General features: G+C 63.5%; 31 protein-coding genes and 1 pseudogene. 15 read left to right on the plus strand and 17 right to left on the minus strand.

The window, feature by feature from the left end; translation table 11 throughout:
* Positions 1 to 60: 60 nt before the first annotated feature.
* The 10 genes and pseudogenes from BW38_RS11190 to BW38_RS11145 form a co-directional block, all read right to left on the minus strand.
* The gene (locus tag BW38_RS11190) at positions 61 to 369 is read right to left on the minus strand and encodes a VirB3 family type IV secretion system protein (protein ID WP_032976209.1); all 309 of its coding nucleotides are present in this window, start codon (positions 367 to 369) and stop codon (positions 61 to 63) included.
* Positions 362 to 787, minus strand: a complete 426-nt coding sequence (locus BW38_RS11185; RefSeq protein WP_032976210.1) for a TrbC/VirB2 family protein — start codon at positions 785 to 787, stop codon at positions 362 to 364. Before BW38_RS11185 ends, BW38_RS11190 begins: the two co-directional genes overlap by 8 nt.
* 568 nt (positions 788 to 1,355) lie before the next feature.
* A pseudogene (locus BW38_RS22195) lies at positions 1,356 to 1,820 on the minus strand (lytic transglycosylase domain-containing protein); the annotation flags it as partial.
* A 15-nt stretch (positions 1,821 to 1,835) separates the two neighbouring features.
* Positions 1,836 to 2,879, minus strand: a complete 1,044-nt coding sequence (gene virB11 / locus BW38_RS11175) for a P-type DNA transfer ATPase VirB11 (RefSeq protein ID WP_032976212.1) — start codon at positions 2,877 to 2,879, stop codon at positions 1,836 to 1,838.
* A 13-nt stretch (positions 2,880 to 2,892) separates the two neighbouring features.
* Positions 2,893 to 4,140, minus strand: a complete 1,248-nt coding sequence (locus BW38_RS11170) for a TrbI/VirB10 family protein (RefSeq protein WP_032976213.1) — start codon at positions 4,138 to 4,140, stop codon at positions 2,893 to 2,895.
* The gene (locus tag BW38_RS11165; RefSeq protein WP_032976214.1) at positions 4,137 to 4,916 is read right to left on the minus strand and encodes a TrbG/VirB9 family P-type conjugative transfer protein; all 780 of its coding nucleotides are present in this window, start codon (positions 4,914 to 4,916) and stop codon (positions 4,137 to 4,139) included. Before BW38_RS11165 ends, BW38_RS11170 begins: the two co-directional genes overlap by 4 nt.
* A complete protein-coding gene (locus BW38_RS11160; protein ID WP_032976216.1) occupies positions 4,913 to 5,959 on the minus strand; it encodes a type IV secretion system protein in 1,047 nt (348 codons plus the stop codon). The genes BW38_RS11165 and BW38_RS11160 overlap by 4 nt, the downstream gene beginning before the upstream one ends.
* Before the next feature lie 89 nt (positions 5,960 to 6,048).
* Entirely contained in the window at positions 6,049 to 6,495 is a 447-nt protein-coding gene (locus tag BW38_RS11155) for a hypothetical protein (RefSeq protein ID WP_025878721.1), read from the minus strand.
* A gap of 416 nt (positions 6,496 to 6,911) precedes the next feature.
* The gene (locus tag BW38_RS11150; RefSeq protein ID WP_032976218.1) at positions 6,912 to 8,591 is read right to left on the minus strand and encodes a type IV secretory system conjugative DNA transfer family protein; all 1,680 of its coding nucleotides are present in this window, start codon (positions 8,589 to 8,591) and stop codon (positions 6,912 to 6,914) included.
* Between the two features lie 36 nt (positions 8,592 to 8,627).
* A complete protein-coding gene (locus BW38_RS11145) occupies positions 8,628 to 8,885 on the minus strand; it encodes a hypothetical protein (RefSeq protein ID WP_025878723.1) in 258 nt (85 codons plus the stop codon).
* A 122-nt stretch (positions 8,886 to 9,007) separates the two neighbouring features.
* Between BW38_RS11145 and BW38_RS11140 the strand changes: the two genes are divergently transcribed.
* Complete coding sequence (locus BW38_RS11140; RefSeq protein ID WP_032976219.1) at positions 9,008 to 9,460, plus strand: phosphohydrolase; 453 nt, start codon at positions 9,008 to 9,010, stop codon at positions 9,458 to 9,460.
* Positions 9,461 to 9,537: 77 nt separating this feature from the next.
* Entirely contained in the window at positions 9,538 to 10,746 is a 1,209-nt protein-coding gene (locus tag BW38_RS11135; RefSeq protein WP_032976221.1) for an MFS transporter, read from the plus strand.
* 91 nt (positions 10,747 to 10,837) lie between these two features.
* On the opposite strand, the gene BW38_RS11130 is transcribed toward BW38_RS11135, so the two are convergent.
* Entirely contained in the window at positions 10,838 to 11,125 is a 288-nt protein-coding gene (locus BW38_RS11130) for a barstar family protein (protein WP_032976222.1), read from the minus strand.
* 177 nt (positions 11,126 to 11,302) lie between these two features.
* Here BW38_RS11130 and BW38_RS11125 point away from each other — a divergent pair, with 177 nt between their 5' ends.
* The 4 genes from BW38_RS11125 (at position 11,303) to BW38_RS11115 (ending at position 12,528) form a co-directional block, all read left to right on the plus strand.
* Positions 11,303 to 11,551 (plus strand): hypothetical protein, encoded by a 249-nt coding sequence (locus BW38_RS11125; protein ID WP_025878727.1) that lies wholly within the window; start codon positions 11,303 to 11,305, stop codon positions 11,549 to 11,551.
* A 9-nt stretch (positions 11,552 to 11,560) separates the two neighbouring features.
* On the plus strand, positions 11,561 to 11,737 hold the full coding sequence (locus BW38_RS22010; RefSeq protein ID WP_200867503.1) for a hypothetical protein: 177 nt from the start codon (positions 11,561 to 11,563) through the stop codon (positions 11,735 to 11,737).
* Positions 11,738 to 11,881: 144 nt separating this feature from the next.
* Positions 11,882 to 12,151 (plus strand): hypothetical protein, encoded by a 270-nt coding sequence (locus BW38_RS11120; RefSeq protein WP_032976223.1) that lies wholly within the window; start codon positions 11,882 to 11,884, stop codon positions 12,149 to 12,151.
* 128 nt (positions 12,152 to 12,279) lie between these two features.
* Positions 12,280 to 12,528 carry a hypothetical protein gene (locus BW38_RS11115; protein WP_032976225.1) on the plus strand — a complete coding sequence of 83 codons (249 nt, stop codon included), beginning with the start codon at positions 12,280 to 12,282 and terminating at the stop codon, positions 12,526 to 12,528.
* Positions 12,529 to 12,566: 38 nt separating this feature from the next.
* Here the strand turns inward: BW38_RS11115 and BW38_RS11110 are convergent, their stop codons facing one another.
* A complete protein-coding gene (locus tag BW38_RS11110; RefSeq protein WP_032976226.1) occupies positions 12,567 to 14,102 on the minus strand; it encodes an FAD-dependent monooxygenase in 1,536 nt (511 codons plus the stop codon).
* 82 nt (positions 14,103 to 14,184) lie between these two features.
* On the opposite strand from BW38_RS11110, the gene BW38_RS11105 reads away from it, so the two are divergent.
* Positions 14,185 to 14,889, plus strand: coding sequence for a TetR/AcrR family transcriptional regulator (locus tag BW38_RS11105; protein WP_081794560.1), 705 nt, complete (start codon positions 14,185 to 14,187; stop codon positions 14,887 to 14,889).
* Between the two features lie 11 nt (positions 14,890 to 14,900).
* Here the strand turns inward: BW38_RS11105 and BW38_RS11100 are convergent, their stop codons facing one another.
* Both BW38_RS11100 and BW38_RS11095 read right to left on the minus strand, forming a co-directional pair.
* Positions 14,901 to 15,479 carry a hypothetical protein gene (locus tag BW38_RS11100; protein ID WP_235189945.1) on the minus strand — a complete coding sequence of 193 codons (579 nt, stop codon included), beginning with the start codon at positions 15,477 to 15,479 and terminating at the stop codon, positions 14,901 to 14,903.
* A 106-nt stretch (positions 15,480 to 15,585) separates the two neighbouring features.
* Entirely contained in the window at positions 15,586 to 15,867 is a 282-nt protein-coding gene (locus tag BW38_RS11095) for a hypothetical protein (RefSeq protein ID WP_032976229.1), read from the minus strand.
* A 211-nt stretch (positions 15,868 to 16,078) separates the two neighbouring features.
* On the opposite strand from BW38_RS11095, the gene BW38_RS11090 reads away from it, so the two are divergent.
* From BW38_RS11090 to BW38_RS11065, 7 genes are all read left to right on the plus strand, one after another.
* Positions 16,079 to 16,753 carry a response regulator transcription factor gene (locus tag BW38_RS11090; protein ID WP_032976230.1) on the plus strand — a complete coding sequence of 225 codons (675 nt, stop codon included), beginning with the start codon at positions 16,079 to 16,081 and terminating at the stop codon, positions 16,751 to 16,753.
* The gene (locus tag BW38_RS11085) at positions 16,753 to 18,102 is read left to right on the plus strand and encodes a HAMP domain-containing sensor histidine kinase (RefSeq protein WP_032976231.1); all 1,350 of its coding nucleotides are present in this window, start codon (positions 16,753 to 16,755) and stop codon (positions 18,100 to 18,102) included. Before BW38_RS11090 ends, BW38_RS11085 begins: the two co-directional genes overlap by 1 nt.
* Positions 18,103 to 18,423: 321 nt before the next feature.
* Entirely contained in the window at positions 18,424 to 18,846 is a 423-nt protein-coding gene (locus BW38_RS0120665; RefSeq protein WP_032976232.1) for a hypothetical protein, read from the plus strand.
* Positions 18,847 to 18,982: 136 nt separating this feature from the next.
* Positions 18,983 to 20,173, plus strand: a complete 1,191-nt coding sequence (locus BW38_RS11080; RefSeq protein ID WP_032976233.1) for an efflux RND transporter periplasmic adaptor subunit — start codon at positions 18,983 to 18,985, stop codon at positions 20,171 to 20,173.
* On the plus strand, positions 20,170 to 22,134 hold the full coding sequence (locus tag BW38_RS11075) for a MacB family efflux pump subunit (protein WP_032976234.1): 1,965 nt from the start codon (positions 20,170 to 20,172) through the stop codon (positions 22,132 to 22,134). Before BW38_RS11080 ends, BW38_RS11075 begins: the two co-directional genes overlap by 4 nt.
* Positions 22,135 to 22,224: 90 nt before the next feature.
* Positions 22,225 to 22,617, plus strand: coding sequence for a hypothetical protein (locus BW38_RS11070; RefSeq protein ID WP_032976235.1), 393 nt, complete (start codon positions 22,225 to 22,227; stop codon positions 22,615 to 22,617).
* 31 nt (positions 22,618 to 22,648) lie between these two features.
* Complete coding sequence (locus BW38_RS11065) at positions 22,649 to 23,026, plus strand: EF-hand domain-containing protein (protein ID WP_032976237.1); 378 nt, start codon at positions 22,649 to 22,651, stop codon at positions 23,024 to 23,026.
* 45 nt (positions 23,027 to 23,071) lie between these two features.
* Here the strand turns inward: BW38_RS11065 and BW38_RS11060 are convergent, their stop codons facing one another.
* The 3 genes from BW38_RS11060 to BW38_RS11050 all read right to left on the minus strand — a co-directional run bounded on the left by BW38_RS11060 (position 23,072) and on the right by BW38_RS11050 (position 25,632).
* Positions 23,072 to 24,397 (minus strand): XVIPCD domain-containing protein, encoded by a 1,326-nt coding sequence (locus tag BW38_RS11060; protein ID WP_032976238.1) that lies wholly within the window; start codon positions 24,395 to 24,397, stop codon positions 23,072 to 23,074.
* A gap of 26 nt (positions 24,398 to 24,423) precedes the next feature.
* Positions 24,424 to 25,287 carry a hypothetical protein gene (locus BW38_RS11055; protein WP_032976239.1) on the minus strand — a complete coding sequence of 288 codons (864 nt, stop codon included), beginning with the start codon at positions 25,285 to 25,287 and terminating at the stop codon, positions 24,424 to 24,426.
* Between the two features lie 129 nt (positions 25,288 to 25,416).
* The gene (locus tag BW38_RS11050) at positions 25,417 to 25,632 is read right to left on the minus strand and encodes a hypothetical protein (protein WP_032976240.1); all 216 of its coding nucleotides are present in this window, start codon (positions 25,630 to 25,632) and stop codon (positions 25,417 to 25,419) included.
* Positions 25,633 to 25,808: 176 nt separating this feature from the next.
* On the opposite strand from BW38_RS11050, the gene BW38_RS11045 reads away from it, so the two are divergent.
* Complete coding sequence (locus BW38_RS11045; protein WP_032976241.1) at positions 25,809 to 26,168, plus strand: helix-turn-helix transcriptional regulator; 360 nt, start codon at positions 25,809 to 25,811, stop codon at positions 26,166 to 26,168.
* The last annotated feature ends 15 nt before the right edge of the window (positions 26,169 to 26,183 follow it).

The following is a 26,183-nucleotide window of genomic DNA, read 5'->3' on the forward strand; positions in this document are numbered from 1 at the left end:
CGACGAAAATTCGGAGTTGACCGCGCGGGCGATGGACGCCCGCGCGGCCGGATCCGGCCCTCAATCCATTCGGGCTGGCTTGTTGCGATAGTGATTCGGGTTGAACACCCACATACCATCGTGTTCCTGCACATTGCGGACCCGTAGCTTGAACATCAGCCGCAGCCCCAGCAACCGGAAGATCATCTCGTCACGCTTGGCCATTTGACGCATGATGAAAACGGCCACAGGGATGGTCAGCAGGAACCAGAAGTTGGTATACATACTGAGGAGCAACAACCCACCTGCCACCATGAAAAATGGCAGGTAAGGCACGCCCAGGAACATCGCTGGGCGCGTGCACCCCCGGAACAGAACGTTCTTATGCACTGTAGTACTGAACGGCGTGTTTGATCATTTCAAACGCCATACCAGCACCCTCTGTGCCACCGCCAACGTTGTCGCAGTTGCCCGCTTCCTTGCCGAGCAGCATGCGCGCAATCTGGCCCGCAGCGCCGATCAACACGCCGCCGATCAGGATCGGGGCGACATCACCAATGCGCTTGTGGGCAAAGGCGATCTGGTAGCCGGCAAAGATAACGGCGATCGTCACGACTGCGATCGAGGCCATGTTCAGCAGGCCATTGATGTTGGTGAAGAAGCCGCAGACCTTGCCGTCGGTACCACCGAAGTCAGGGCCGCCTGCCAAGGCCTGCGGAGCAAATACAGCGCCAGCGAATGCGACGGCCATCAGCATGGTCTTCAGCGTACGCTGGGCCTGGACGAGGTCGAGATTGAATCGCTTCATGGATTGATTTCCTTGTTGATGGACTAACACAGCTGAATCGACCAGCCGGGGGACCGGTCGTACCACGACTTCGTCAGAACACGAAGGCCGCATCCCCTGGGGGAATCTGTTGCGCGGGCATGGGCTGCGCCGGCGCGTTGTACATGTTGTTGGCGGCCGCGGCGGGCGTCTTCTGCTCGCCCCACCGCTGGAGCATGACTGGGCTTTCTCCGCCACCGGCCGTTGCGCCGGGCAGATGCTGTGGCATCTTCTGCGGTTGACCAGCCTGTGCTGCAGCAGTCTGCTGCGGGTAGCCCTGCTGCTGCGGGTAGGCGCTCTCCGGCTGCGCCAGCGGCTGCATCATGCGGTCGACTGAGCCCAGCACGACCCGCGACAATGCCTGGTCGGCAAGATTGACCAGACTCCCGCGCGCCATCGCACCGGTAGACGGATAAACGGTATAGGCGCGCGCCGGGTCGTTGGACGGCACATAGACGGCACCATTGGCCTGGGCGACGATTCTCGCCTGTGCCGGTGATGCGAGCTGTGGATGGTGCTCGACCTTGACGGTACGCCGCTCGCCACGGGCTACGACGTCGATGGGTGCCACGCCATTGGAAGCAACCTGCTGCCCACGACGGATCGAGTCATAGACTTTCTGCACATAGCCGTGGCGGAAGCCGGTTTCGAAGTTGCCCGAGTAATAGCAACTGAAAGATTTGCCCCAATCCTTGCCTGAGCGCTTGTAACACTCAGCGAGGATGCGTGAGCCTGCCTGCAGATTCGGGCATTGCTGGAAGGCTTTTTCGTACGAGTCCAGACCGTACTTGGCCAGATTGTAGCGATTGACCTGGGCCAGGCCGATGGAGAAGTTGTAGCCCTTCTCTTCAAGCATGCGAACGGTAGCCAAGGCCTCGTCGAGGGCCTTGGGCTGACGCACCAAGGCACCACCTACCACGCCGATGGCGTAGGGGTTGCTCGAGGATTCCACGTTGATGACGTGCTGCATCACGTCCATCGAGACGGCCATTTCCGGGCACGCCATCATTTCCAGTCCTGGCAGCATTGTTCAGCCCTCCTGCCCCTGGGCACGCCCAGGATTGAAATCGATACCGGTGATATAGCGCGAGCCTGCGTGCGCCTTGATATGCACGACGATGTCAATGGTCATCATCAGCAGGCGCTTGATGACATTGAATTCCAGACCCGACCCTTCAGTAGATGCTTTCACCATCAGCGCCAGCTGGTCCCAAGTCTGTTCCGGGCTGCCGGCATGGCAACTGGTGATCGAGCCGGGGTGACCTGAGGCGCAGTTTCGGATGAAGTAGAACGCTTCATCACCACGCAACTCAGCAAGGATGATCCGCTCAGGTTTCATGCGCAGACACGCTTCCATGCAGCTCTTAGCACTGACGTTGCTGGTGCTCTGTCCACCCTTGGAGTACAGCAGATGCACCACATTGGGCTGGGTCAGGAACAGTTCGCGCGCGTCCTCGATGGTGACCAAGCGCTCGCTATCGGGAATGTGATTGACCAGCGCCTTCATGAAGGTAGTTTTGCCGCTGCCGGTGGCTCCGGACACAACGATATTTTTGCGATACATCACCGCGCGACGGAAGAACTCGGCGTATTCACGCTGCTGCCGCAATTCAAGCAATTCGCGATCCTGCTCACTGAGGCTTCCATCCTGCTCAAGGATCTGGTTGAAGAAGCCATCCTCGTGGTACTGCGTCAGCGACTTGGTGTGCTTGGATGGCAGGCGGATGGTGATCGACACCTTGCCAGCATCGCACGCCGGCGGGATCACGAACTGAGCACGCTGCCCGGTTGGGAACGTGAGCGACACCACCGGATCGGCATCGGTGATGCGTTGGCCCGTGTTGCTTTCGTTGACCACCGCGGTACAGAACTGCCGCGCGCGTTCGAACGTCAGGCTTGGCACATCCACCCGCTGCCACCCTGCCCGCGTCTCCAGGTACAGCTCACCCGGACGGTTGATGCAGATTTCCGTCACTTCAGGTGAAGTCATGTACTCGGCGATGCCCAGCACTTCGTACTGATAGCGCAGGAAGTCGCTGGAGACGAGGGCGAGAGGTGACACTTCGGCGTCCATGGTCGCTCTTGGATTACCTGCGGGCGTTCAGCACGCTGGTGAAGTCGACGTCTTTTGCGACGTAGACGTTCACGATCGTGCCTTGATTGATAGTGACTGTCGGCGGACGACGGCCGCTGGTGAGCGCCTCGTTGGCCAGACGCTCCATGGTACGTGCGGTAGCGCTTTCATATGGCGACTGGATGGTCATGCCGTTGTTGGCCACGGTGGTCGTTTCCGGACCATGCTCGGCAGCAGCGTATTTGAATGCATCCGCGACCAGACTGATCATCAGTGCCGAAGCGATACGTGCACCCCAGTGCGCGCTGTACTGCCCCGGGTGACCCGCACCACCCAAGCCATCTACGCCCGGGCTGGACATAGCGACGTCCAAACCATTCGGAGTCGTGATCCGATCCCAAATGACTTCCACGCGCTTTCCGGCCGGACCGCCACCATAGGCACCATAGATCTTGGAGCCCTTGGGCAACAGCAGGGTACGGCCGTTGATGGAATAGACCGGCTCGGTGAGCAGGCAGGAGGTATAGCCAGCCAGGTCGGTAATAATGCGGGTCTCAAGCACGCAGCGTAGATAAGTGCCACGCACCAGCAACGCATCGGGGCTGCGGATATAGGAAGCGTTGGAGACGTCTTCCACGTCCGGACCGCGACGCACTTTGGCCGGCGTTGCGTTGCCGTTCTGAGCCTGCAATGCAGCCAACGTTGCCTGCAGATAAGGATCGTCGTTGCCCGCGGCTGCGCCTTGACCCGAAGCGTCACCGGTACCGACGCCTCCACTGCCGGCGATGCGACGGTCCAGCAGGCTGGGACCGCGCTGGATGTCACGTTCGGGTTCGGCACGTGGAATGTAGGTGGGGCCAATGGCTTCCTTCGGCGGCGGTGGAAGCATCGGAATCGGCTCAGCGGTCTCCTGCGCAGCAGAAGGAATGACAGGCGGCGCCATGTTCGGCAGATCCGGAGTGCTTGAGCGTGCCACCTGCGGTGGTGCCTTGGCGTCGGCCTCGTCATCCTGGCCTTTGCGCAGCAGCAGGAAACCCATGGCCAACAACAGCAGCAAGATGCCGCCCAGGAACAACAGTGCCTTACGGTTCAGGCGCTGCTCTTCAGCCGAGCGGAGCTGCGGAGCGCTGGCATCCAGATCGGGCGTGGTTTCGGACTGCGCGGTCCCGTAATAAGGATTCGTCGACGGTTCATGACCCGCAGGGCCCTGACCGTACGGAGACGGATTTGGATCGTTGTCCGGAGTGTTCTGCTGGCTCATTTCTTCACGTTCCTTCGCAGGCCGACGACAAAGTCGCCATGGCGGATGACCAGGTACGGGTAGGTCCCGTGCACGATCAGCGTATTGCCCTCAACTGTGGTGTTGACCACGAAGTCCTCGCCGTACTCTTTCTCGCGACCGAATACGGCCGGGAAGATGCCCGTCTTGTATTCGGGAGAATTCGGCAGTTTCAGGTAGGTGAAACTCCCATCGTCGTACGCGTTGACCGGAATCAACCACCCCATCTTCTTCGCCTTGCTGGTCGAATAGGAGTAGTTGAAGTTGTACTGGCGATCCTTGGCCAGCTCCGTACTGAGCAACGGCTGGGCTTCTTCCTCCACCGCCTCCTGCGCGACGCCGAACACTGTGTCATTCGGGTAGATAAAGGCGATCTTGTACTGCACGCCGGAACGACGCGCCTGCTCCAGCTGGCGCCAGTCAGTGGCCACCACCTTCAGCTCGAAGATGTACGAATGGGTCTCAGTGCGCACCATCATGTTGGTGTCGACGTCGACATTCTTGGGTTTAAGGTAGAACACATTCTCGCGACGGGTGAGTTCCCAACCACTGCTGAAACCGGTGCTGTAGTCGAGGATTTTCTCGTTCGGGCTCAGCTCGATCTGGGTGGTGAGACCCAGGCCGGTGCGCACCGGGTAGATGCGGTCCTTCTCGTACTCGTAATGGTCCACCGCCTGTGCCATCGCCGAGGTGGAAAACACCAGCGACAGCAATGACAGCAGCGCCAATGCGCTCCCTCTGACTTTTCGACTACTCATCGGTTGCTTGCTCCATCAGCATTTCCGGTGGAATTGTTCTGCATCGGCCTCATGGCCGGCTGCGCTGGGATCGCCTGCCCAGGCACTACCTGCCCTTGAGTCGGCTGACCTTGAATGGATTGACCCTGTACCGGCTGCATCTGACCATTGGCCGGTACAGCCACAGGCTGGCCAGTTGCGGGATCGATCATGGTGGCTGCTGCGGGATTGTTCGGGTCGTAAATGCCCTGCGCCTGTTGCGCGGCAAGCTGCGCCTGCTGGGCAGCATCCTGAGCCTGCTGCTGCATTGCACTGTCATCCGGCACCGGCACGCCACGGGCGTAATCGTTATCGACGCGATACTCGGTAACCTGGAAAGCTAGCGGATTGAGTACGCGATCCTGCTCGGACAGCGCAAGATTCTGGTTGTACTGGAAACGCATCGTCACCAGCTGGTTATCCAGATAGGTCGCAGCACCCGTGCGCTTGTCCAGCAGGCTGCGCTGTATGCGTACCGATGCGCCGCGGAAGCCACCATTGGCCTGCTGGGCCAAGGGCGTGATGCTCAAGATCTTGACCCGGATCGCCTTGCCGCGTCCGTACATCACGAACGGGTTCTGCGGATTGTTACCGGCATAGCGCTGCTTCATGCTTGCGCCGACAGGATCACTTGACATCACAAACACCAGCTCCCAGTCGCGCAGGCCCATCACCGCCGAGTCATACGACTCACGCGCCAGCACATACTGGGCGACGTTGCTGCGATTGACCGCTTCATTGGTGGTGATCGTCTCGCCCTGGAACGTGCCGCGCAGGCGCGCAACCGTGGCCGTACCCGTATAGGCATCAGCCATCACCAGGAACGGCACCTTCTCCTTCAACGGCAGCATGTAGTAGTAGCCACCGGCCAGCGCCAGCGACATCAGCAACGAACCGGTGGCGACCCACCAGGCACGGCGCTCGCTGCGCCGGGCCATGTCGGCCACGGTGATCTCGTAGCTGACCGCCTTGGCGACCGACTGCTCGACCTTGGGGCTGTTGCCTGCATCCTTCTTGCGGAACATGGGTTCTTCCGTACTGCTGAAACATCAATGGGCGCGACGCCCCTGCGCCAGGCGCGGGGTGCGGCACGTTCGATGATTTCGACGCGGTCTCAGCTGCCGCTGCTGGCTTCAGGATCCTGGGCCGACGCGGTCGGCGTCGATCCAGCGCTCTGCACGACGATCTGGTTGCCGACGATGGAGACGGAAACGCCCTGCGCCGCATAGGCCGCCGTGAGATCGATCACGGCCTGCTGTGCGTTGGTGGTGTCGATCTCCGACACCGCGCCATACAGGGTGAAATCCGAACTGAGGCGATAGTCCAGCGTACGGCCGGAATCCTTGGCCCAGCGCTCGAGCATGGCCTTCAGCGTGCGATCCATCGGCGACGCCTGATAGACGTAGCTGGAGTACAGCGGAATCTCGGTCGGAGCCGTCGCGAAACGGTTGACCGGCTTCCAACGCCCTCCAAAGTCGGGTGCGGGCTTGGTGGCACAACCTGCCACCATCAACGCCGCCACTGCGGCGATGGACATTTTTGCAATAAACGCCTGATTCATACGGGCTTCACTTTGACGTACGAAAAAGCAGTCCCGATGTTGGTCCCTTGGTCGTCCGGCACTGCGCGATGCACGCCGGAAACGTAACGAATGCACTGCTTAACAGCACATGGGCACGGTTCCCCTGCAGCTCGAAAGCTGCCAACCAAGTCGCGTGAAGCAACCTCATCCGAGGCCCCTCTCACGCACCCTCACCAACGTCGGAACCATCCCTGTTCCCATGGCTGAAACTCCTGGCCACTCTGAAAGCATGACGAATCACACAGATCCGCAAGCCACGCATAGAGTCGCACAACTACGCGTCAATTCGATGTCAGACAAATCTGAATTTTGACCAACGTATGGCGTTTCTTTGACGCGCTTCACTAATTCACCTCAATGAATGCGTGCATGCGTCACACTTTCAAGTCTGCAACTTAGACATCAAGCATCGGCACGTCAACCTTTGGCAGTAGACGTGACGTGAAATAGCGGTCCTTGTAATAGCGAATCTTGTCGCACTTGACCGGATGCGGGATGCCTTCGTACAGGAACACCTCCTTGTCCGGCCCCATCGCCTTGAGCTCCTGCGGCAGCATCAGCGCGCGACGCTCCTCGGTGAAGCTGTGGGTCTTTTCGCGCGCGTGGGTGACGTTCTTCTTGCGGATGGTGGTGTAACCCAGCATGTCCGAATAGTCGTTGGCGTCCTGCTGCTCGCGTGGTGCGTACAGGATCTGCAGCGCATGGTTGGTGATGATCGTGCGCGAGACCTCGCGGCCATAGGTGGCATCCAGCTGCGACATGCTCTGGATGATCGGCAGCAGGCGCACGTTGTAACCGGCCATGTAGGACACCGCCGAGGCGATGATTTCGACCTTGCCGATCGAGGTGAATTCGTCCATCAACAGCAGGCACTGGTACTTCAGGTCCGGATTGGACTTGGGCAGTTCCTTGGTGTTGAGGTTGATCAGCTGACTGAAGAACAGGTTGATGATCAATCGGCTTTCGGCCAGCTTGTTGGGCTGGATGCCGATGTAGATGGTCATCTTCTTCTTGCGCACGTCGGTGAGCAGGAAGTCGTTGGTGCTGGTGGCCTTGTCCAGGACCGGGTTGATCCAGGGGTTCAGCGGTTCCTTGAAGGTACCCAGGATCGAGGCGAAGGTCTCGTCGGCCTGGGACAGCATGTTGGCAAACGCCGAGCGCGCGTTGCTGCTGAGGAATGGGCGCTCGGACAGGCCCTTGAGGAACTTCTTCAGGTCACTGCCATCGCCGGAGGACAGGCGGTACACCGCACCCAGGGTCGGCGTGCCCTGCCCGCCTGGGAAGCCGCTGCTGCGCTCGTCATCCCAGTTCTCGAACAGGTACAGGGTGAAGGCGATGAAGGCATTGCGCGCCTGGCTGATCCAGAACTTCTGGTCTTCCGAGCCATCCGGATACAGCATCGCACCGATGCTCATCAGGTCCGAGACACGGAACGCCGGGTCGTCGGAGACATAGCTGAGCGGGTTCCAGCGATGGGTGCGGCGATCTTCGGCGAAGGGGTTGAACAGGTAGATCTCCTGCCCCTGGCTGGCGCGCCAACCACTGGTCAGGTCGAAGTTTTCCTGCTTGATGTCCAGCACCACCAGCGATTCGCCGTACTCCAGCAGGTTCGGGATGACCACGCCGACGCCCTTGCCCGAACGGGTCGGGGCCGCCAGGATCACGAATTGCTGGCCGTCCAGCCGCACCAGCTTGCCGCCATGGCTGCCGACCACGATGCTCTGGCCGCTCTTCTTGAACATGCCATGCTTGGCCAGATCGGCGCCGGTGGCAAAGCGCGCGTCACCGTGCAGCGAACGCTTGTCCTTCTTCAGCAGCACGACCAGGCCGACGATGGCCAACACCAGCAGCGGCAGGCCGAAGCCGAGGTAGCCGGCCCACTTGATCTTGCCCACGAACGGGGCAACCTGCGGCTGGCCGAGGGCGTGGAAATACTGGTAATAGGTATTCCAGGTGAGCAACTTGGTATCCAGACCAAGCAGCAGCAGCGTCAGGTAACCGGAAAGCACGAACCCAAGCAGCAGGGTCGCCAGCGTGATGATGGCGATGAGCAGATACTTCTTACTGGACAACACCCGAATCCTCCATGATGCGCCCGAGGGCGCGACGGCTTAGCGGCGGCGTCGCTGCGACGCCTTCCTCCGCAGGTTGACTTCATTCTCCAGCCCGGGCTCCACGCCCTCTTCCCGCACCAGTTCCTCAAGGTACCGGCGCGCATCGGCCAACGACATCAGGTCGGTCAGACGTTCCCCACCGTCGACGATGACCGCATGGCCGACCACATCGCCGGGAGCGTACACCGGCTCGTGGGTCACCGCTACCAGACGGAAGCGGCCGCGTAGTTCGAGCTGATGGGTGTATTCCTGCATGTCTCATCTCCCTGATGGAATCCAGATGCCATTCCTGCAGCGTCCGATGATGCCTGCACGGCCGTGGTGGCGGCATGCAGACAGTCCGTACGACAATACACGCTTGCACCGGGGAGATCGCAATGGACTGGGTAGAACGTGCACGCATGCTGGCGGTGGAGGCCCATGCCGACCAGGTCGACAAGGCAGGGCACCCCTACATCGGCCACGTTGGCCGGGTGGCCGCTGCCGTGCGCGGCGATGATGAAGCAGAGGCGGTGGCCTGGCTGCATGATGTGATCGAGGACTGCCCGGCCTTCGCTGGGCAGGTGCAGGCCTTTCCCGCCCCGTTGCAGGACGCGGTCCGGCTGCTGAGCCGGACGCCTGCGGCGGATGCCGACACGTACTACGCACGAATTTCGGCGGATCCGCTGGCACTGAAGGTCAAGCTGGCCGACATCGCCGACAATGCCGATGAAGCGCGGCTGGCATCGCTGGATGCCGCCACCGCCGAGCGCCTGCGTGACAAATACCGACGGGCCTTGGCGGCGCTTGGCCAGCAGGCCACGCCGGCAGCACCACCCATCGAACACTGATTTACCCCCAGCCCGGCTGATGCCTGTTGCGGTGCAGCAGTACAATGGGGCGCCTCCCCGCCCCTTTGCGCCCCCGAATGAGCCCCAACTCCCCTCTGGCCGCTCGGCTGACGCCGCGCCAGCGTACCCTGATCATCCTCGCCCTGTCGTTGGGCGGCTTCGCCATCGGCACCAGTGAATTCGCCAGCATGGGCCTGATGCTGGAGATCAGCCGCGGCCTGTCGATCAGCGAGACGCAGGTCGGCCACCTGATCAGCGCATACGCCATCGGCGTGGTGGTGGGCGCTCCGATCCTGGCCTTCGTCGGCGCCAGCTTCCCGCGCCGCAAGCTGCTGCTGGCGTTGATGGGGTTCTATGCCGTCGGCAATCTGGCCAGCGCGTTGGCGCCGAACTACGGCACGATGCTGGTGGCGCGCTTCGTCGCTGGCCTGCCGCATGGCGCCTACTTCGGGGTGGCGATGCTGGTGGCGGCAGCGATCAGTCCGGCCGGCCAGCGCGGCCAAGCAATGTCGCGCGTGCTGTTGGGGCTGTCGGTGGCGATCCTGATCGGCAATCCGCTGACCACCTGGCTGGGCCAGCAGCTGAGCTGGCGTACCGCCTTCGCCCTGGTCAGCGTGTTGGCCATCGCCACAGTGGCGATGATCGCGCGCTTCCTGCTACCCGATCCGGATGAGGTGCGGACCTCGCCGATGCGCGAGCTGCGCGCATTCAACACCCCCCAGGTATGGCTGGCGCTGTCTATCGGTGCGGTGGGCTTTGCCGGCATGTTCTGCGTGTTCACCTACCTGGCACCGACACTCGTGCAGGTGACCGGCGTGGCCGAGTCGTGGATGCCGCTGGCAGTAGGCGTGTTCGGCATCGGTGCGATCATCGGCAACATCGCTGGTGGCTGGCTGGTCGACAAATTCCACTTCAAGGCCGCCGCCGTGGTGCTGGTGTGGTCGATCGTGATGCTGCTGCTGTACCCGCTTGCTGCAGAATCGGTGTGGACCATCGGCCCGATGATCATCACCGTGGGCACGATGGGCGCCCTGGCTGCGGTGTTGCAGACGCGCCTGATGGACGTGGCCGGCGAGGCGCAGACCCTGGCCGCCGCCTCCAACCATGCGGCGTTCAATACCGCCAATGCGCTCGGCCCGTGGCTGGGCGGCATGGCGATCAGCGCCGGCTTCAGCCCGGCCACCACCGGTTACGTAGGTGCGGCGACGGCGGTCGGCGGCCTGCTGCTGTGGTGCGTGTCGGTGATGCTGGAGAAGCGCAGGATTGCCATCGCCGGCAGCCGCTGAACTGCGCACGGTTCGTCAGCCGTCGCCCAGGCGACGGTGTTGCCCTGGAGGCAACAGGCAGCACCACGCTGGCAGCGGCTGCACACCGCACCTACCGCAGGCAATAGCTGAAGCGTTCGTCCAGTGCCATGGCCTCATCCTGGCGCTGCACCCGCTCAAGTACGTCGACGATCTGCTGGAAGCGAGGCCCCAGCGCCTCTCTGGAAACCTGATGGCCGTTCCAGGTCAGCTGCAGCGGGCGCTCGACGCTGGCACTCAGCAGATCCCAGAGGGCGTCGAGATTGTTCCCATAACCGCGCTCGACACCCAGTGCGAGCGCCAGCGTCTCGTGGAATGCCCGCTCGCTGTGGATGCGGTTGCCGTCCAGTTCGATGTCCATTGCGAGCTACTCCGTTGCCAGCGGCGAGTGGAAATTCAAACTGCATGCTATCCCAGCCGCATGCGCAGTCCTGAAGCGTAGCAGCGGACCTCGTTGACTTCGCCACCGCGCTGGCCTGACAGCCTCATCACGGTGGGAAAACGAGGATGGAGACACCTGTCTGCAACCGAGAACACCATGCCGGACACCGGCCACTTCGCCATCCATGCCTTCGAGGCCGCGTTCAATATTTCCGGCGACGTGGAGCGAATCATTTCGCTTACCGTGTCATGCCGTCATTGTGCGGAAATCACCTGCGCCCAGGATGCAAACCTGTTGCACCTGCCGGGCGGTACGCTGTTCCGTTGTGATGCCTGTGGCTGCCATCAGGCCATCAGCAATGCGCGCCTTTCGGACTGGCAACTGCCGCCCCTGCTGGGCGTATGAGGACGTACCATGCCGTTGACTGAAGAACAGTTCACCATCCTGCGCGCCATTGCCGATGCGCGCCCTGTAGGAAGCGATGCGGCGACGTGGGCCGTGAAGAAAGGCCTGGCGGTGCAGGCGGAAGATGCGGATATCGATCTGACCCCACACGGGCGCGACATGCTGGCCTCCCAACCGGCGCGCTGACCGGGCAGCACTGGCATTCAGCATGCACATGCCGTGGTGAGCTCATCACGGCATTTGCGCGCTGGCGGTGCGACGAACACGCGGCGTAGATCCGCCTTGCTGCAGAGTTGCGCACGCCAGCTCCCAAAGCGCGACACAGCCCTCATGCACCGCCAGCTTTCCCCCACCTGCCACGATGCGATTGCCCTGCGGGCCGGCGCGCTGGGCAGCGTGCTGGGCGTGGCGCTGTTCAAGGTCTTTGCGCTGTCTGCCGCAGCGGCCGGCTCGATGATGACGGTCGGGCTGTGGCTGCTGGGATGTGCACTGCTGGCGGCCTGGGCGTTGGCGGCCTGCCTGACCTGCCTGGCCTTGAGCCGGCGTGTGTTCGTGCTGATGCTCGCGCTGTCGACGATATTCCTGATCTGCATTGCCTGATTGGCAATCGCCCGCCTCTGAGCGTTCCCACAATTGTTACTCAATAACAAGTGCTGCCAGTCGGATTGCGCGTGAGCCAAGTCACGGATTGAATTCGATGGCCAGACCGGCCCTCTTGAGATCTCCCCATGCGCCTGCTGCAGCCCCTGCTCCGCTCCGCTCTCTGTTTCCTTGCTCTCGCTTCCATCAGTGGCTGTGCCACTTATGACGATTCGGCCATGCACGCAGCCTGCCAGGAGTCGCCGCATGTGAAGGACCTGCCGCCTGAGGTTGCCGCCCGCGAAAGCCGATGCAGCAAGAGCGTTGAGGTCTGGTCGAGCGAGCGCAAAGGCAGTGACCAGCCGCTGGACCTGAGCGGCAAGAAGAAGGATCTCTGAAAGATGGCGGCGCAGCCCTGCGCGGGCTGCGCCGGAAGTCAGGCAATCGCTTCCCTGCCAGCTGAGCTCGTCCATTCCTGTACCGCCCGCGCCAGTCCTGCCGCATCGGCGCCATCACTGGCCCAGGCGACAATGCCGTCCGGACGAACCAGCAGCGCCGACAGGCCCAGCGAATCGACAGCGGGCTGCGCGATGGACAGGATGCGGGCCCGTTCAACATCAACCGCCTCGCACAACGAGGCAGCAGCATCGAACACCAGCAGCACCGCCTGCCCTGCCCGCAGTAGTTCACCCATGCGGCGACCATCGACCAGCAGGAAATCCGGCGTGCTGCGGCCCACCAGCGGATGGGTATGGCCGAGGTCCAGCTGCTGGCCCACACCCCACACGCGCTCGGCGAGATACGTGGCGCCATCACGTGTTTCTGCCAGATCGGCGACGATGGCAGCCAGTGCACGTGAGCCCGCGCTTGGGCGCATCAATGCGACCTGCGCGCGCGACCATTCCAGCACGCGCGCGCCGATCGGATGGCGTTCGGCCTGATAGGTATCCAACAGCGCATCAGCTGCCTCGCCGCGCACGACGGCGGCGAGCTTCCAGCCAAGGTTCATCGCATCGCCCAGGCCCAGGTTCAGACCCTGCCCACCCAGCGGCGAATGCACATGTGCGGCATCGCCGGCCAGCAGCACGCGGCCACGACGATAGGCGGTGGCCTGCCGTGCGCCGTCGGTCCAGGTGGTGGCCAGATGCAGTGCGGTGATCGTTGCTTCGCGGCCGGAGATGCGGCGCAGCAGCGCCTGTGCCGATTCGCGATCAAGTGGCTGGCGGTGGCCCGCGCCGCCGTCGAAGTCGGCCAGGGCGATCGTGCCCGGCGGATTGAAGTTGCACATGCCCTGCGCGGTGGTGTGACGCCCCGGGCTGAGTACCGTCGGATCTTCCAGTTCAACACTGAGCGAGTGGCCGGTGAACTCTGGATCGGTACCAGCAAAGCTGAAACCGCACTGCTTGCGCACGGTGCTGCGGCCTCCATCGCAGCCGACCAGCCAGCGCCCGCGGAAGGCCTGTCCGCCCGCCTCGACCTGGACCTCGCCGGCCCCCATCTGCACGCTCTGCACGCCTGCACCACGCAGGATCACTGCGCCCAGCGCCTGCGCGCGCTCGGCCAGCACGGCCTCCAGCGCCTGCAGTTCCACCGCCATCTGCGTGCCGACCGGGCTGGGCAGGCGCCACGGCCAGCGACCGCTGTCGACGTTGTCCAGTGCAAACGGAATACCCGCGAAGTGACCACCCAGCTTGCGTGGTTGCGAGAGCCAGTGCGCGGTTCCCGGCGGCGGCGGGCCTTTCTCCGGCTTCAGCACCTGGCCGGCTGCCACCGCGTCCAGCAGACCGCGTCGGTCGAGCGCCTCCAGCGTCGGGGCATTCAAACCGCGCAGCCCGAACGGCAGGCGCTTCAGCGGCGAATCCGGCGAGGCCACCTGCTCCAGTACCAGCACCGCGCTTCCTGCCTGACGCAGTTCACAGGCCAGCAGCAGTCCCACCGGGCCAGCCCCGGCAATGACGACGTCGTACCGCATTGGCAATCCTCGTGAGCACCCGGTCGGCACTCTGGCGGCCTCAATGTTACACTCGGTGTACTTTTCCACAAGTGACCCGCCCATGCCCCCGCCACCCGGCCGCCGTGAGCAGCGCAAAGCCGAGACCCGACAGGCGATTTCCGACGTCGCCACCCGGCTGATCATCGAGCGCGGCTTCGAGGCGGTGTCAATGAGCGAGATCGCCGATGCCGCCGGGGTTTCGCGCAAGACGGTGTTCAACTACTTCGCCAGCAAGGAACAGCTGGTGTTCGACCGTGACGAGGAAGCGCGCCAGCTGCTGCGCGAGGGCATGGCCGCGCGCACGTCGATGACGCCGCTGGCCGCCTTCCAAGGACTGGTGCGGGAACTGCTGGACACCGGCCATCCGCTGCTGCGGATCAACGCCGGTGCGGCGTCGTTCTGGAAAACCGTGGCCCAAAGCGCCGTACTGGTGGCCCATGCGCGGCAGCTGCAGGCGCTGCTGACCGATGACCTGGCGCAGTTGATGGCTGAGTCAGCGGGGCGACCCGTCGGCGACGCCGACGCACGACTGGGTGCGACGATGCTGATGGCGTCGATGGTGGCCGCCTACGAACAGGGGCTGCGCGCCCTGTCGTTCGGCGGTGATCCGCGGCAGGTGATGGTGCCGCTGATCGTGCGCGGCGCGACGGGGACGCTGGTGGCATTGGCCAGCACACCGTATACCGACCCGGCGCAGCGCCAGTGCAGTGACATGCGGATCGGGGTGCAGGACCAGGCCCCGGCAACTACGGCCCGGGGCCCTTGATGGCAGATGTTTTACTGGACGTTGATCACCACATCGTCCGGGGCCAGGAAATTGCCGCTATTGCTGCGTGATGCCGAGATCACGTAGGTTCCGGGTGTTGTGATCGTGCCATTGCAATGCCGTACGGGCGTGGTGTTGCTACCATCGAGATTGCCGCTCGTCTCGCACAGCATCTTGCCGTTGGCAAACACATAGAAATTGCTGGTGCCATCCACCCTCCCGCCACCGGTGATGTAGATTTCCGAAGGCGAGCCGGCCACGCGTGGCAACGTTCCAACCTCGAATCGTGCCTTCACCGGGTGCGGCAACAAGCTGGGACATGTCATGACGAAACCGTCCCGCGAAAAGCAGACTTCAGCATGGGCTACTGCGGGAGCGGCCATCAGGGCCACGAGCAATACAGACGTTCTGAACTCCATTCCAGCGTCTCCAGAAGATCCCAGCGGAATCGCTGGGACCACCGTGGTAGCGATGATCGTGTTACAGGGGCATGAAGCAAAAGGAAAGAGCAGCGCTGCCCGCGAATGGCCGCGCCGCTGAAAGCGCCTGATATCGGGCATCTGCAGGAAAATGACGCGTCGTGCACCCATGCGTGCGGGATGTCCATCCATCCCTGCCAGATGATCAGCGCCGCGATGTGTCCGGCCCTGATCGTTCAGTCGGCGCAGGGAGCACGAAAGATGAGCGACGTGATCGTCAACCGGAGCAGGACACCAGCATCGAGCGGGTGACCATCTGGGTGGAGGTGAAGCCGTTCTTGTTGCCGACCGCGATGGCGTTGCCCTCATCGCCATCCTTGCTGAAGACCACGTAGCCACCGGGGCACATCTGCCCGGCCTTCTCGTAGCAACCGCTCCAGGAACTGGAGCCGCTGCAGTCGATGGAAACGCCACGGCGGCCATCCGGGGTGACGGTCATCTTGGCGGTGGTGCAGCCGGTCATCGTGGCGAGGAACAGCAGCGGAACGAACAACTTCATGGTGACTCCAGGGATGGGAACTGCGAATGGGCGCCAAGGCTGGAGCGCCTGGATTGCGTGAACCTTGCGCCGGACCTTCGGCTTCACCACCTGCCGCCATGGTCTTCCGGCAGATGCGGAGGCACGCCATGTTCACGCAATGTTCCTGTAATACGGTGCCGGCGCGTGCCGAACCGCCCTACTGCGGCCTCTCCCTGCCCAAGCCCTGCTGATGCACATCCTGCTGATCGAAGACGAAGCCGAACTGGCCGCCACCCTCAAGTCCGCCCTGCAGCGCGAGCGCTATGTAGTGGACGTGGCCAATACCCTGGCACTGGCGCGGGAGGCGGCCCTGTGCGGCCTGCACGATCTGGTGCTGTTGGACCGCACCCTGCCTGATGGCGATGGCCTGGCGTTGATTTCGGTGCTGCGCGAGCGCAACCCCGGGGTGCCGATCATCGTGCTGAGCGCGCTGGGCCAGTTGCCGGACCGGATTGCCGGCCTGGATGAAGGCGCCGATGACTACCTGGCCAAACCCTTCGCGCTGGAGGAGCTGTTCGCGCGGATCCGTGCTGCTGGCCGTCGTCCAAGCGGATTGCAAGTGGAGTCCATCAGCATCGGCCGATTGGTGTTCGACCCCGCCTCGGGCGAGGCCAGTGTGGACGGCCAGCGGCTGGAGCTGCCGCGGCGCGAGATCCGGGTGCTGGCCGCCCTCGCACGGCGCCTGGGCCGCACCGTGCTGCGCGAATCCATCGAGATGGCGGTGTATGGCTTCGACGACGGCATCCATTCCAACACCCTGGATTCGCACGTCTCGCGCCTGCGCCGAAAACTCGCTGACGCCGATGCGGGCGTGGAGATCCACGCCATTCGCGGGGTTGGCTATCTGATGCGGGAAAGCAAGTGATGGCGCGTCGCCCGTCGTTGAAGCGACCGCTGATCGTCAAGACGCTGATCTACCAGTTGCTGGCCCTGCTGGTGGCCTTCTTCGCCCTGCTGATGGTGCTGGTTCGTGCCGACAGCGGTGGCTACTACACCATCCAGACCTTCGCACCGGTGGCGGCCGAGGCGGTGCACCGCGACCGCAACGGCGAACTGTACGTGCAGCACACGCCGGAGCTGGCCGAACTGCTGAAGATCGTCCCCGGTGCCTGGTTCATCGCCGAGGACGAGCATGGGCACCACGTCACCTTCGGTCATGTGCCACCGGCCTATGCCTCGCTGGTCGGCGCCCTCGATGGCATCCCCTATGGCGACCTGCGCGGGCGTGATCGCAGCGATGGCCTGGCCGTGGTGGTACGCCAGCACGGCGGACCGGCCGGCAAGCTGACCATCATGGCCCATGGCGAAACCGATTCACTGACCATGCAGATGGCGTTGGCCGCGCACATCATCACCCTGCCGATCTTCCTGCTGCTGGCGCTGGCCACCATCATCCTGACGCCGATCATCGTGCGGCGGGCACTGGCCGGTGTCGAGCGCATCGCGCAGGAAGCCCGCAACATCTCGGCCAGCCGTCGTGGCATCCGCCTGACCGAGACCGCGGTGCCGGTGGAGATCGCGCCGCTGGTGACCGCCGTCAACGATGCATTGGGTCGGTTGGATGAAGGACACGAGCGGCAACGCCGTTTCATCGCCGCAGCGGCGCATGAGTTGCGCACGCCGATCGCGATCCTGCGGGTAAAGATCGATGCCGCTGATGATTCGACTTCGCGCAGCTTTGCCGTTGAAGTCGCGCGTCTGGCGACCCTGGCCGAGCAGCTGCTGGACCTGCACCGCATGGAAGAGGACGGTCCAAAGGAAACCCTCAACCTGGCCCGGGTGGCCAAACGGGTGGCCGCCGATCTTGCGCCCCTGCTGATCCAGTCGGACAAGACGGTGGCGGTGGCGGTGGAACCACACTTCCCGGTGCTGGGTGAGGCTGGCGCGGTCGAACGGGTGATCTCCAACCTGGTGTTGAATGCCGCCGAGCACGGTGGCCGCCAGATCATCGTGCGGGTGCAGGGCAGCTGCCTGGAAGTGGAAGACGATGGCCCCGGCATTCCGGTGGACCAGCGCGAACGTGTGTTCGAGCCGTTCCAGCGACTGCGCCCACGCCAGACCGGTGCGGGCCTGGGACTGAACCTGGTGCGGCAGGTGATCGACCGTCACGGTGGCCATGTCACGATTCTGGATGCCCCTGGTGGCGGCGCGCTGATCCGCGTCGAATTCCCACAGCACCCGGGCGTTGTCTCTGCGCCATCGGTAGAGCAGTGAGGACGTCCGCACATCGGTGACTGCCGCCTGTCCGTGCGCTGCAGACAGCGATGACACGCAAGGTTGCGGCAATGTTCGCTGCGCAGCATCGAATCGATGGCATCTGCGCTGCCATCGCGTTCCATCCTGACAGGAAGCCTGCACGTGACCGAAGGAGTTCCTCCACCCTCCTCCTCTAGCCGATCCCGCACGACACCAGCCACATCCGGTTTGACCGCGGCTGCGTGGAATAGACGCTCGCATGCCGATCGCGCGCGCGGACTGCCGCATTGGCCACAGTGGCTGCGCGCGATACCTACTGCGAAGCGTCCGAACGTGCTGATGCGCCTTTTTGCCGCGCTGTTCCTGTTGCTGCCCGGCAGTGCACTGGTGGTTTCAACGCACCGCCATGCACACGCAGCACTGACCAGCGCAGTGCTGCTCTTCGTCGTCGCACATGCCGTGCTGCACGCGCTGTCCGCATGGCGATCAACTACAGCGCGAACCCTCCCTGCTGCTCTGCGCAACATGGACACGCATGCAGCGTGGATGATGCTGGCAAGCGCGTGGGTCCCGCTGGTGATACATCGCGTGCACGCGCAGCCGACCAGCACACTCGCTGCCGCAGGGCTGGTGATCGGCACGCTGTGCCAGCTCTGCAGCCTGCGCATGACATCCGACCGTCTGCGCAGCGCGTTGCTGGTGCTGGGCAGTGCCTTGCAGTTCGTCGCCGTGGCGCTGGTCATCGCCATGGAAGTGACCTGACAACCACGACAGCGCCGCAAGGTTCACGCAATCCATCACCTTGAGACTCGACGGCCATCCACGCCCGGCACCCGGCGCGTGCATCTCTCCTGCCGCGAGGACCACCGATGACCTGCCCCTTCTGGACGCTGTGCGAATGAGCACGGCACCGCGTAAACACCGCCGACTGCTGATGACCGCCGGTGCCGTACTGTGCACTGCCATTGCCGCCTGGTTCTGGCTCCGACCGGCACCGCCACCACCACTGCAGCTCGCGCCCGTGGTGCGTGGGAACATCGAGCAGGTGGTGGAAGCCACCGGCACCCTGAAGCCATCGCGACTGGTGAGCGTGGGCGCGCAGGTTTCCGGACGCATCGAAACCCTGTACGTGAAGCTGGGCGACAAGGTGAAGGCAGGTGACCCGATTGCCGACATCGACTCCCGTACCCAGCGCAATGCACTGCTGAGTGCGCAGGCAGCACAGCGCACCGCACGCGCCAACCGCGATGCACTGGCCACCGATCTGCGCCAGCTCGAACTGACCCTTCGGCGGCAGCAACGGCTGGTCGCATCGCAGCTGGTTGCGCGCGCGGACTTCGACGCCGCCACCGCCAAGGTGGAGGCGACACGCGAACAGATCAAAGCGCTGGATGGAGAGATCGTGCAGCGGCAGACCGAGGTGGACATCGCGCAGACCAATCTGGAATACACCCGCATCACCGCGCCTACCGATGGCACGGTGCTGGCGGTGGTCGCCCGTCAGGGGCAGACGGTGAACGCGGTACAGAGCGCACCCACCATCGTCATGCTGGGCAACCAGGACGTGATGACCGTCTATGCCGAAATCTCCGAGGCCGACGTTGTGCACACCACGGTCGGCCAGGAAGCCTTCTTCACCATCCTTGGCGATGCGGGCCGCCGCTACAGCAGCACGCTGCGCGACATCGCGCCCGCGCCCGAATCGATCACGAACGAAGATGCATCCAGCCTCACGTCACCGGCGTTGTCCGCCGGCAGCCGTACCGCCATGTACTACAACGGCCAGTTCGACGTGGACAACCGTGATGGGCGCCTGCGCAGCTACATGACCGCCCAGGTACGCATCGTGCTCGGCCGTGCCAACAACGTGCTGACCATCCCCTCCGCCGCGCTGGGTGCGCGGGCCGGCGATGGCAGCTACAGCGTGCAGGTTCGCGGTGCAGACGGGCGCGCCGTGGCGCGGCGCATCGCCATCGGACTGGATGACCAGATCCAGGTGGAAGTACGCAGCGGCTTGAAGCAAGGCGAGCAGGTCGTTCTTGCTCAAGCCGGCGACGAAGACGCCGCCGCACCCGCGCAGCGCGGATGAGCGCCCCCATGAGCGAGCCTCTGCTGAGCGTACGTGGGCTGCGCCGTGAATTCGCCGCCGGCGAGCAGACGCTGGTGGTACTGGACGGTGTGGACCTGGACATCCATGCCGGTGAACTGGTGGCCATTGTCGGCCAGTCCGGCTCGGGCAAGTCGACGCTGATGAACATCCTCGGCTGCCTCGATCGGCCCTCTGCCGGCGAATACCAGATTGCAGGACGCCAGACCGCGCAGATGTCGCCCGATGAACTGGCCGAACTACGCCGCGAACACTTCGGCTTCATCTTCCAGCGTTACCACCTGCTGGCCGACCTGACCGCGCTGGGCAACGTGGAAGTGCCGGCGATCTATGCCGGCATGCCCTCCCCCGCGCGCCACGCGCGGGCCGCCGAACTGCTGGCGCGGCTGGGCCTGGGGGAGCGCATGCAACATCTGCCCGGCGAGCTGTCGGGGGGCCAGCAGCAACGCGTGTCGATTGCCCGCGCACTGATGAATGGCGGTGCGGTGATTTTCGCCGACGAACCAACCGGCGCCCTGGATACACAGTCGGGCAAGGAAGTGATGAAGATCCTCGGCGAGCTGCATGCCGAAGGCCACACCGTGGTGCTGGTGACCCATGACATGGCGGTGGCCGAGCACGCCCAGCGCCTCATCGAGATCCGCGATGGTCGGATTGTCGATGACCGTGCCACGGGTACTGCGTCGGCAGCGGGTGTGGCGCCGTCCGCGCTGCCGCAACGCAACGATGGCATCGGCTGGCAAGCCGTGCGCGATCGCTTCTCCGAGGCTTTCCGCATGGCCCTGCGCGCCATGAATGCACACCGCATGCGTACCTTCCTGACCATGCTCGGCATCATCATCGGCATCGCCTCGGTGGTGTCGGTGGTCGCGCTGGGTACGGGCGCGCGTCAGGCCATCCTGTCCAACATCTCTTCGCTGGGTACCAGCACCATCGAGATCTATCCAGGCTCCGGCTTTGGCGACCTGCACGCGGCGCGGGTGGAGACCCTTACCCCGGGTGACAGCGAGGCCCTGGAAGGGCAACCGTTCGTGGACAGTGCCACCCCTGGCGTAGCCACCACGGGTACCGCGATGCGTGGCAACCGCTCCGCCAGCGTGCAGGTGCAGGGCGTCAGCGAACAGTACTTCCGCGTGCATGGATTGAAGCTGGGCGAAGGCACCTTCTTCGGCGCGCAGGGTGTGGCTGGGTACCAGCAGGTGGCGATCATCGACGCCAACACCCGCGCGCGCTTCTTCGCCGCAGCCGAGAACCCCATCGGGCAGACCCTGCTGCTGGGCACCGTGCCGGTGCGTGTGGTGGGTGTAGTGAAGAAAGATGCCGGCACCGCCGGCGACGCCTCGCTGCTACGGGTGTGGATGCCCTACACCACCGCCATGGCGCGGGTGTTGGGCCAGAGCCATGTATCCAGCATCACCGTGCGCGTATCCGATGCGATCAGCATGGAAGCGGCCGAGCAGGCCATTGCACGATTGCTGACCCGTCGCCACGGCAGTACCGACTTCTACATGAGCAACAACGCGCAGATCCGCCACTCGATTGAACAGACCACCGGCATCCTCACCATGATGATCAGCTCCATTGCCGCCATCGCGCTGGTAGTGGGCGGTATAGGAGTGATGAACATCATGCTGGTATCAGTGACCGAGCGCACCCGTGAGATCGGCGTACGCATGGCCGTGGGCGCGCGCCGCAGCGACATCCTGCAGCAGTTCCTGATCGAGTCGGTGCTGGTGTGCCTGCTTGGCGGCGTACTGGGCATTGGCGTGGCGTTGCTGCTGGGCGCGGTGCTGGCACTGGCCGACGTGGGCTTCAGCCTGGTGTTTTCAGCGAATTCAATCATCGCGGCGTTCGCGTGTTCCAGCCTGATCGGCATCGGCTTCGGCTTCCTGCCGGCACGTCGCGCAGCCCAGCTGGACCCGGTGGAAGCGCTGGTCCGGTAATCACCGCAATTGCCTGCGGTGACGGCAGGTTCGCGCAATGTCTGCGGTGTGTACTGCAGCTACCGACAATGTCCGCACAGGAGCTGGACGATGTTTCTGAAAACAGGAAGGACTGTGCTGCTGCTTGTAGCAGCCGCACAACTGCTGGTGCTGCTGCCCTACTCGGGCGTTGCCCATGCGCAGCGTGGCGACCGCTACAACCCGCAGTGGAACCAGGATTATCGTGACCGCGAACGCGATGACTGGCAGCGCCGAGAGCGCGAGCGGGAACGCGAAAGTGAGCGCCGACACGACGCCAAGGCCACAGGCGTAGTGGTAGGCGTCGTGGGCGCGGCTGTGGTGGCGGGCGTGATCGCGGCAGCGGCGAAGCGCGAGCGGGAAACACGCGAGCGCGCCGATTACTGCATGAACCGCTACGGCAACTACGACCGCCGTACCGACAGCGATCGCGACCCCGATGGCTACACCTACCCCTGCCGCTGACTCCCTCGCTCAAGGACTACATGCAATGCATATGAACAAAACCGCCCTGCTGATCGCGCTGTGCGCCGCCCCGCTCCTTGCACACGCCGCGCCCGCCGACCCGAAACAGGCCTATATCGATTCCACCTTCACCGCGATGGACAGCAACAAGGACGGTCGCGTCGACAAGGCCGAGTTTGCTACGTATCAGCAGGCACGCTTCAGCAAGCAGGCTGACTCGATCGATGCCGCGTTCGCTGCGATGGACAAGAACAAGGACGGGAAGATCAGCAAGGAAGAAGCGACCGTGGTGCCGGAAATCGCGAAGTACTTCACGGGGCTGGATACCGACGGCGATGGCTACCTGTCGCTGAAGGAAATGCAGCAGGCGATGGTGGCGGCGCAGACAGCCGAAGCACCGGGCAAGTGACGGGTGCGGGGGTAATGGGAATACCCCACTGCCCCTTGCTGTGCACTATGCCAGGCGCATTGCCGGCTGCTCGCGCACCTGGTTGTCCAGTTCCTGCTGCTGACGCTGGGACTGGGCCTGTTGCCGTTCTGCACTGGCCAGCTCCAGACGCTGCAACGACTGCTCTACCGGCGTCTGCACGGCCACATCGGTGGGCATGGAAGCCCTCAGGTGTGCCGGGTCGTTCATCTCGCCCTGCACCACGAACACGTTGCGGCCCGCTGGGCTGTCCGCCGTCTGCGCGCTGAGCAGCACATGGTCGGCACGGTCCAGGTTGTTCTGCCGGGCCAGGACCATCACGCTGGCGGTCAGACGTTCACTGCTTTCATCCGGCGTGCGTCCTGCTCTGGCGTCGATGCCGGCGACATGCCCGCTGACCTGCTGCAGCAGACTGTACTCGGCGTGGCCCGGGCCAATGTCCGCCAGACGCGTTGGCGAACGCTGGGGGCCTGGCATGCCATCGACCGATGCAGTGAGCGGGCTGCGGGTGATGGAGCGGTAGGGATCTTCCGGGTGGAAGTGGGTGGCCTTCTGCTGGCGCTCAATGCGGACTTCGCGCGCGTCGTTGAGTTCGGCGATGCGGGTCGGATTGGTGATCTCGCGCAGCGAACTGTGGCCGCCGCCGGAGGTGACACTGGCCCACTTGCCGTCCTTTTCAAAGTACAGCGCGTAGGAATTGAGGCCGCCAATGACGTTGGGGTCGACCGAGGAGCGGCCACCCAGGGCCTGGGTGACTTCATGGAACGTCAGCGTGCCGAGGTACTGGCTCCCCTTGCTCAATCCCATCTGGGTGATCGCATCGCGGCTGGTACTTCCCACCCGCGGGAGTCCGGCCCCATCGTTGTCGAGCATGTTGGTCCAGATCTGCTCCAGCTTCTGCGGGCCACTCTTTTCCAGTGCGGCCTGAAGGAGCACGCGGGGTGTCCAGCAATTGGGATCCAGGCGATGCTGCTCGAACGCACGGTCGTGCGCGGTCATCACATCCTTGCCGGGCAGGTTCAAGGCAAGATCCGGGCGCTGCTGCTGCGACCAGTACTGCCGCAACACGAGGTCCTGCTTGAGCAGACTCTGTCCGAAGGCTTCCCATTGCCGTTCACTCAACACCGCATTGGGGAAGCGTGAACCATCGTCGTGCTGCGTTCTCGCATGTTCCTGTGCGTAGCTGTTTGCCACCCGCCCGGGCAGGCTGTCGTTGCGCACAACGCCCAACGCCAGCGTTCCATAACCGTCTGCACCGGGAAGCTGCGAGAGATAGTTCCAGTAGAGCTCCCGGTTGCCCGAATCCGCATAGGCAGTGAGGATCCTGATGTCCTTCTGGGTCAGTCCACCCATGACTTACTCCTTGAATTGTCTTCGGATCACCTGGCCTTGGTGCGTGCCAAGGCATCCCGTACCGCGTCTTCCATGCGCTTCCAGTCCTTCAGGAATGCCCGCTTGTAGTTCAAGGTGATCGAGAGCTTGTTCTCGACATCCACGAAATAGTGCGTACATCCTGCCGCCACCGGGTCGTCGAGGTCGATGACCTGATCGCCTTCCAGGCGCACGCCATCACCCCGGAACGAGGTGGTCTCGCACTTTATGAATGTGGTGAGCTGACCATCTTCGTTGCGCGCAACATACCAGTCATCTTCATAGGCCGGGTTTCGAACAGGAGGCTTGCCGTAGCGGGCCTCGTAGTCCTTTGAATAGCGGGCCATCTTCTCTTCATCGATGGCATAAGGGACCAGCCCCAGCGTCGCTGGCCGGGCAATCCGCAGGTCCAGGCGTGCCCGTGGATCACCACGTTCCACCGATCCCTCCTCGGTGATGGCCTCGTTGGACGACAGTCGCGCAAGCGACGTTTCGATTGGAATCCTGTCGATGTAGTTCACCGCCACCGCGATCTCCTTGCGGAAATCATTGGTCCTCGGATTCGCCCGTGCGCCCGGCGCCGTCGGCTTCATGTCAGGCCATTCGATAACCAGCGTCACCCCCTCCCCCGGCCAAGGCGCAATCTGGCTGTCCAGATAATTGGCGGGGATGCGGAAGGTATTCGGCCCCAGCTTCACGTCCACGGGCGCGTCGGTGTAGGTGTGGCCGTTGAGGGTACGGCCGGTCTGCGTTGCGCCAGGCATGGCGGGATTCCTTTCGTGTTCGGTGGATGGCGGTCGTGCGCAGGCACTGGCGCTCACAGCGACGGCGATTGCGAGTGCCAGGCACCGGCCGGAGGACATCGGGTGCATCGGGCCATTCCATTGCGGGGTTTGGATCCACTATAGGCAAAGGCCGATCAACGGGACAGGAACGTCATCACTACCCGCCCACGATCAGAATTTTCCTACGCACCTCCATCGCCGTGCCAGTTGGCACCTTCACCGCCACTGCAGATCGACGTGGCACTGCGGGCAGGAGTGGTAGGCAGATGCCGGGCGGACCGCGAGTGCGCCCACAATGCCGATCAGTATCGACATGGCCAGCATCCCGGTGACGCCCATCAATAAGAAACCAACTGCACCGCCAAGCAGCGCCAGAAACGTGAAGGCCCACCCGGAGCTAGACCAATGCCCGCGGCCATTGCGGATGGCCATCGGTCCGCGGTATCCGCAGGCAAGGCAGATTGTCGATATTGTGCTGCCAGGCGGCGCTGGCCGCGAAGACGGCTTCATGCCCCACCCCCGCCTTACGATGCTACAAATAATGTAGCATACGGAATGGGGGTCGGTTGCCATCCTGTAGACCGTTACAGGATGCGCCCAGGCGGTTAATGTCCCCCACACCTCTCCGCGACCAGTTCACCAAGCGCCTCAAAGAAGCGCGCTTGGCGATGGGTATTTCCCAGCGTGAGCTGGGCCGGCGCATTGGCTTGTCTGAAGATGTGGTGTCCAGCCGGGTGACACGCTACGAGCAGGGCGCGTCGGAGCCGGACTTTGCCACTGCCGGAAAGATGGCTGCCGAACTGGGTGTTCCGCTGGCCTATCTTCTGGCCGATAGCGATGCACTGGCCAATGTCATTCTCGCCGCCGCTAGGTTGCCGCATGCAGAGCAGCGACGACTGGCGACGGAATTGAAAGAGCGGGCGAAGCGGTCGAGCGGCGCAGAGCAAGCAGAAAGCGACAGCGACTAGCACGGCGCTTGAACC

It is taken from the genome of Stenotrophomonas sp. RIT309, from assembly GCF_000632045.1.
Taxonomy (GTDB): Bacteria; Pseudomonadota; Gammaproteobacteria; order Xanthomonadales; family Xanthomonadaceae; genus Stenotrophomonas; species Stenotrophomonas indicatrix.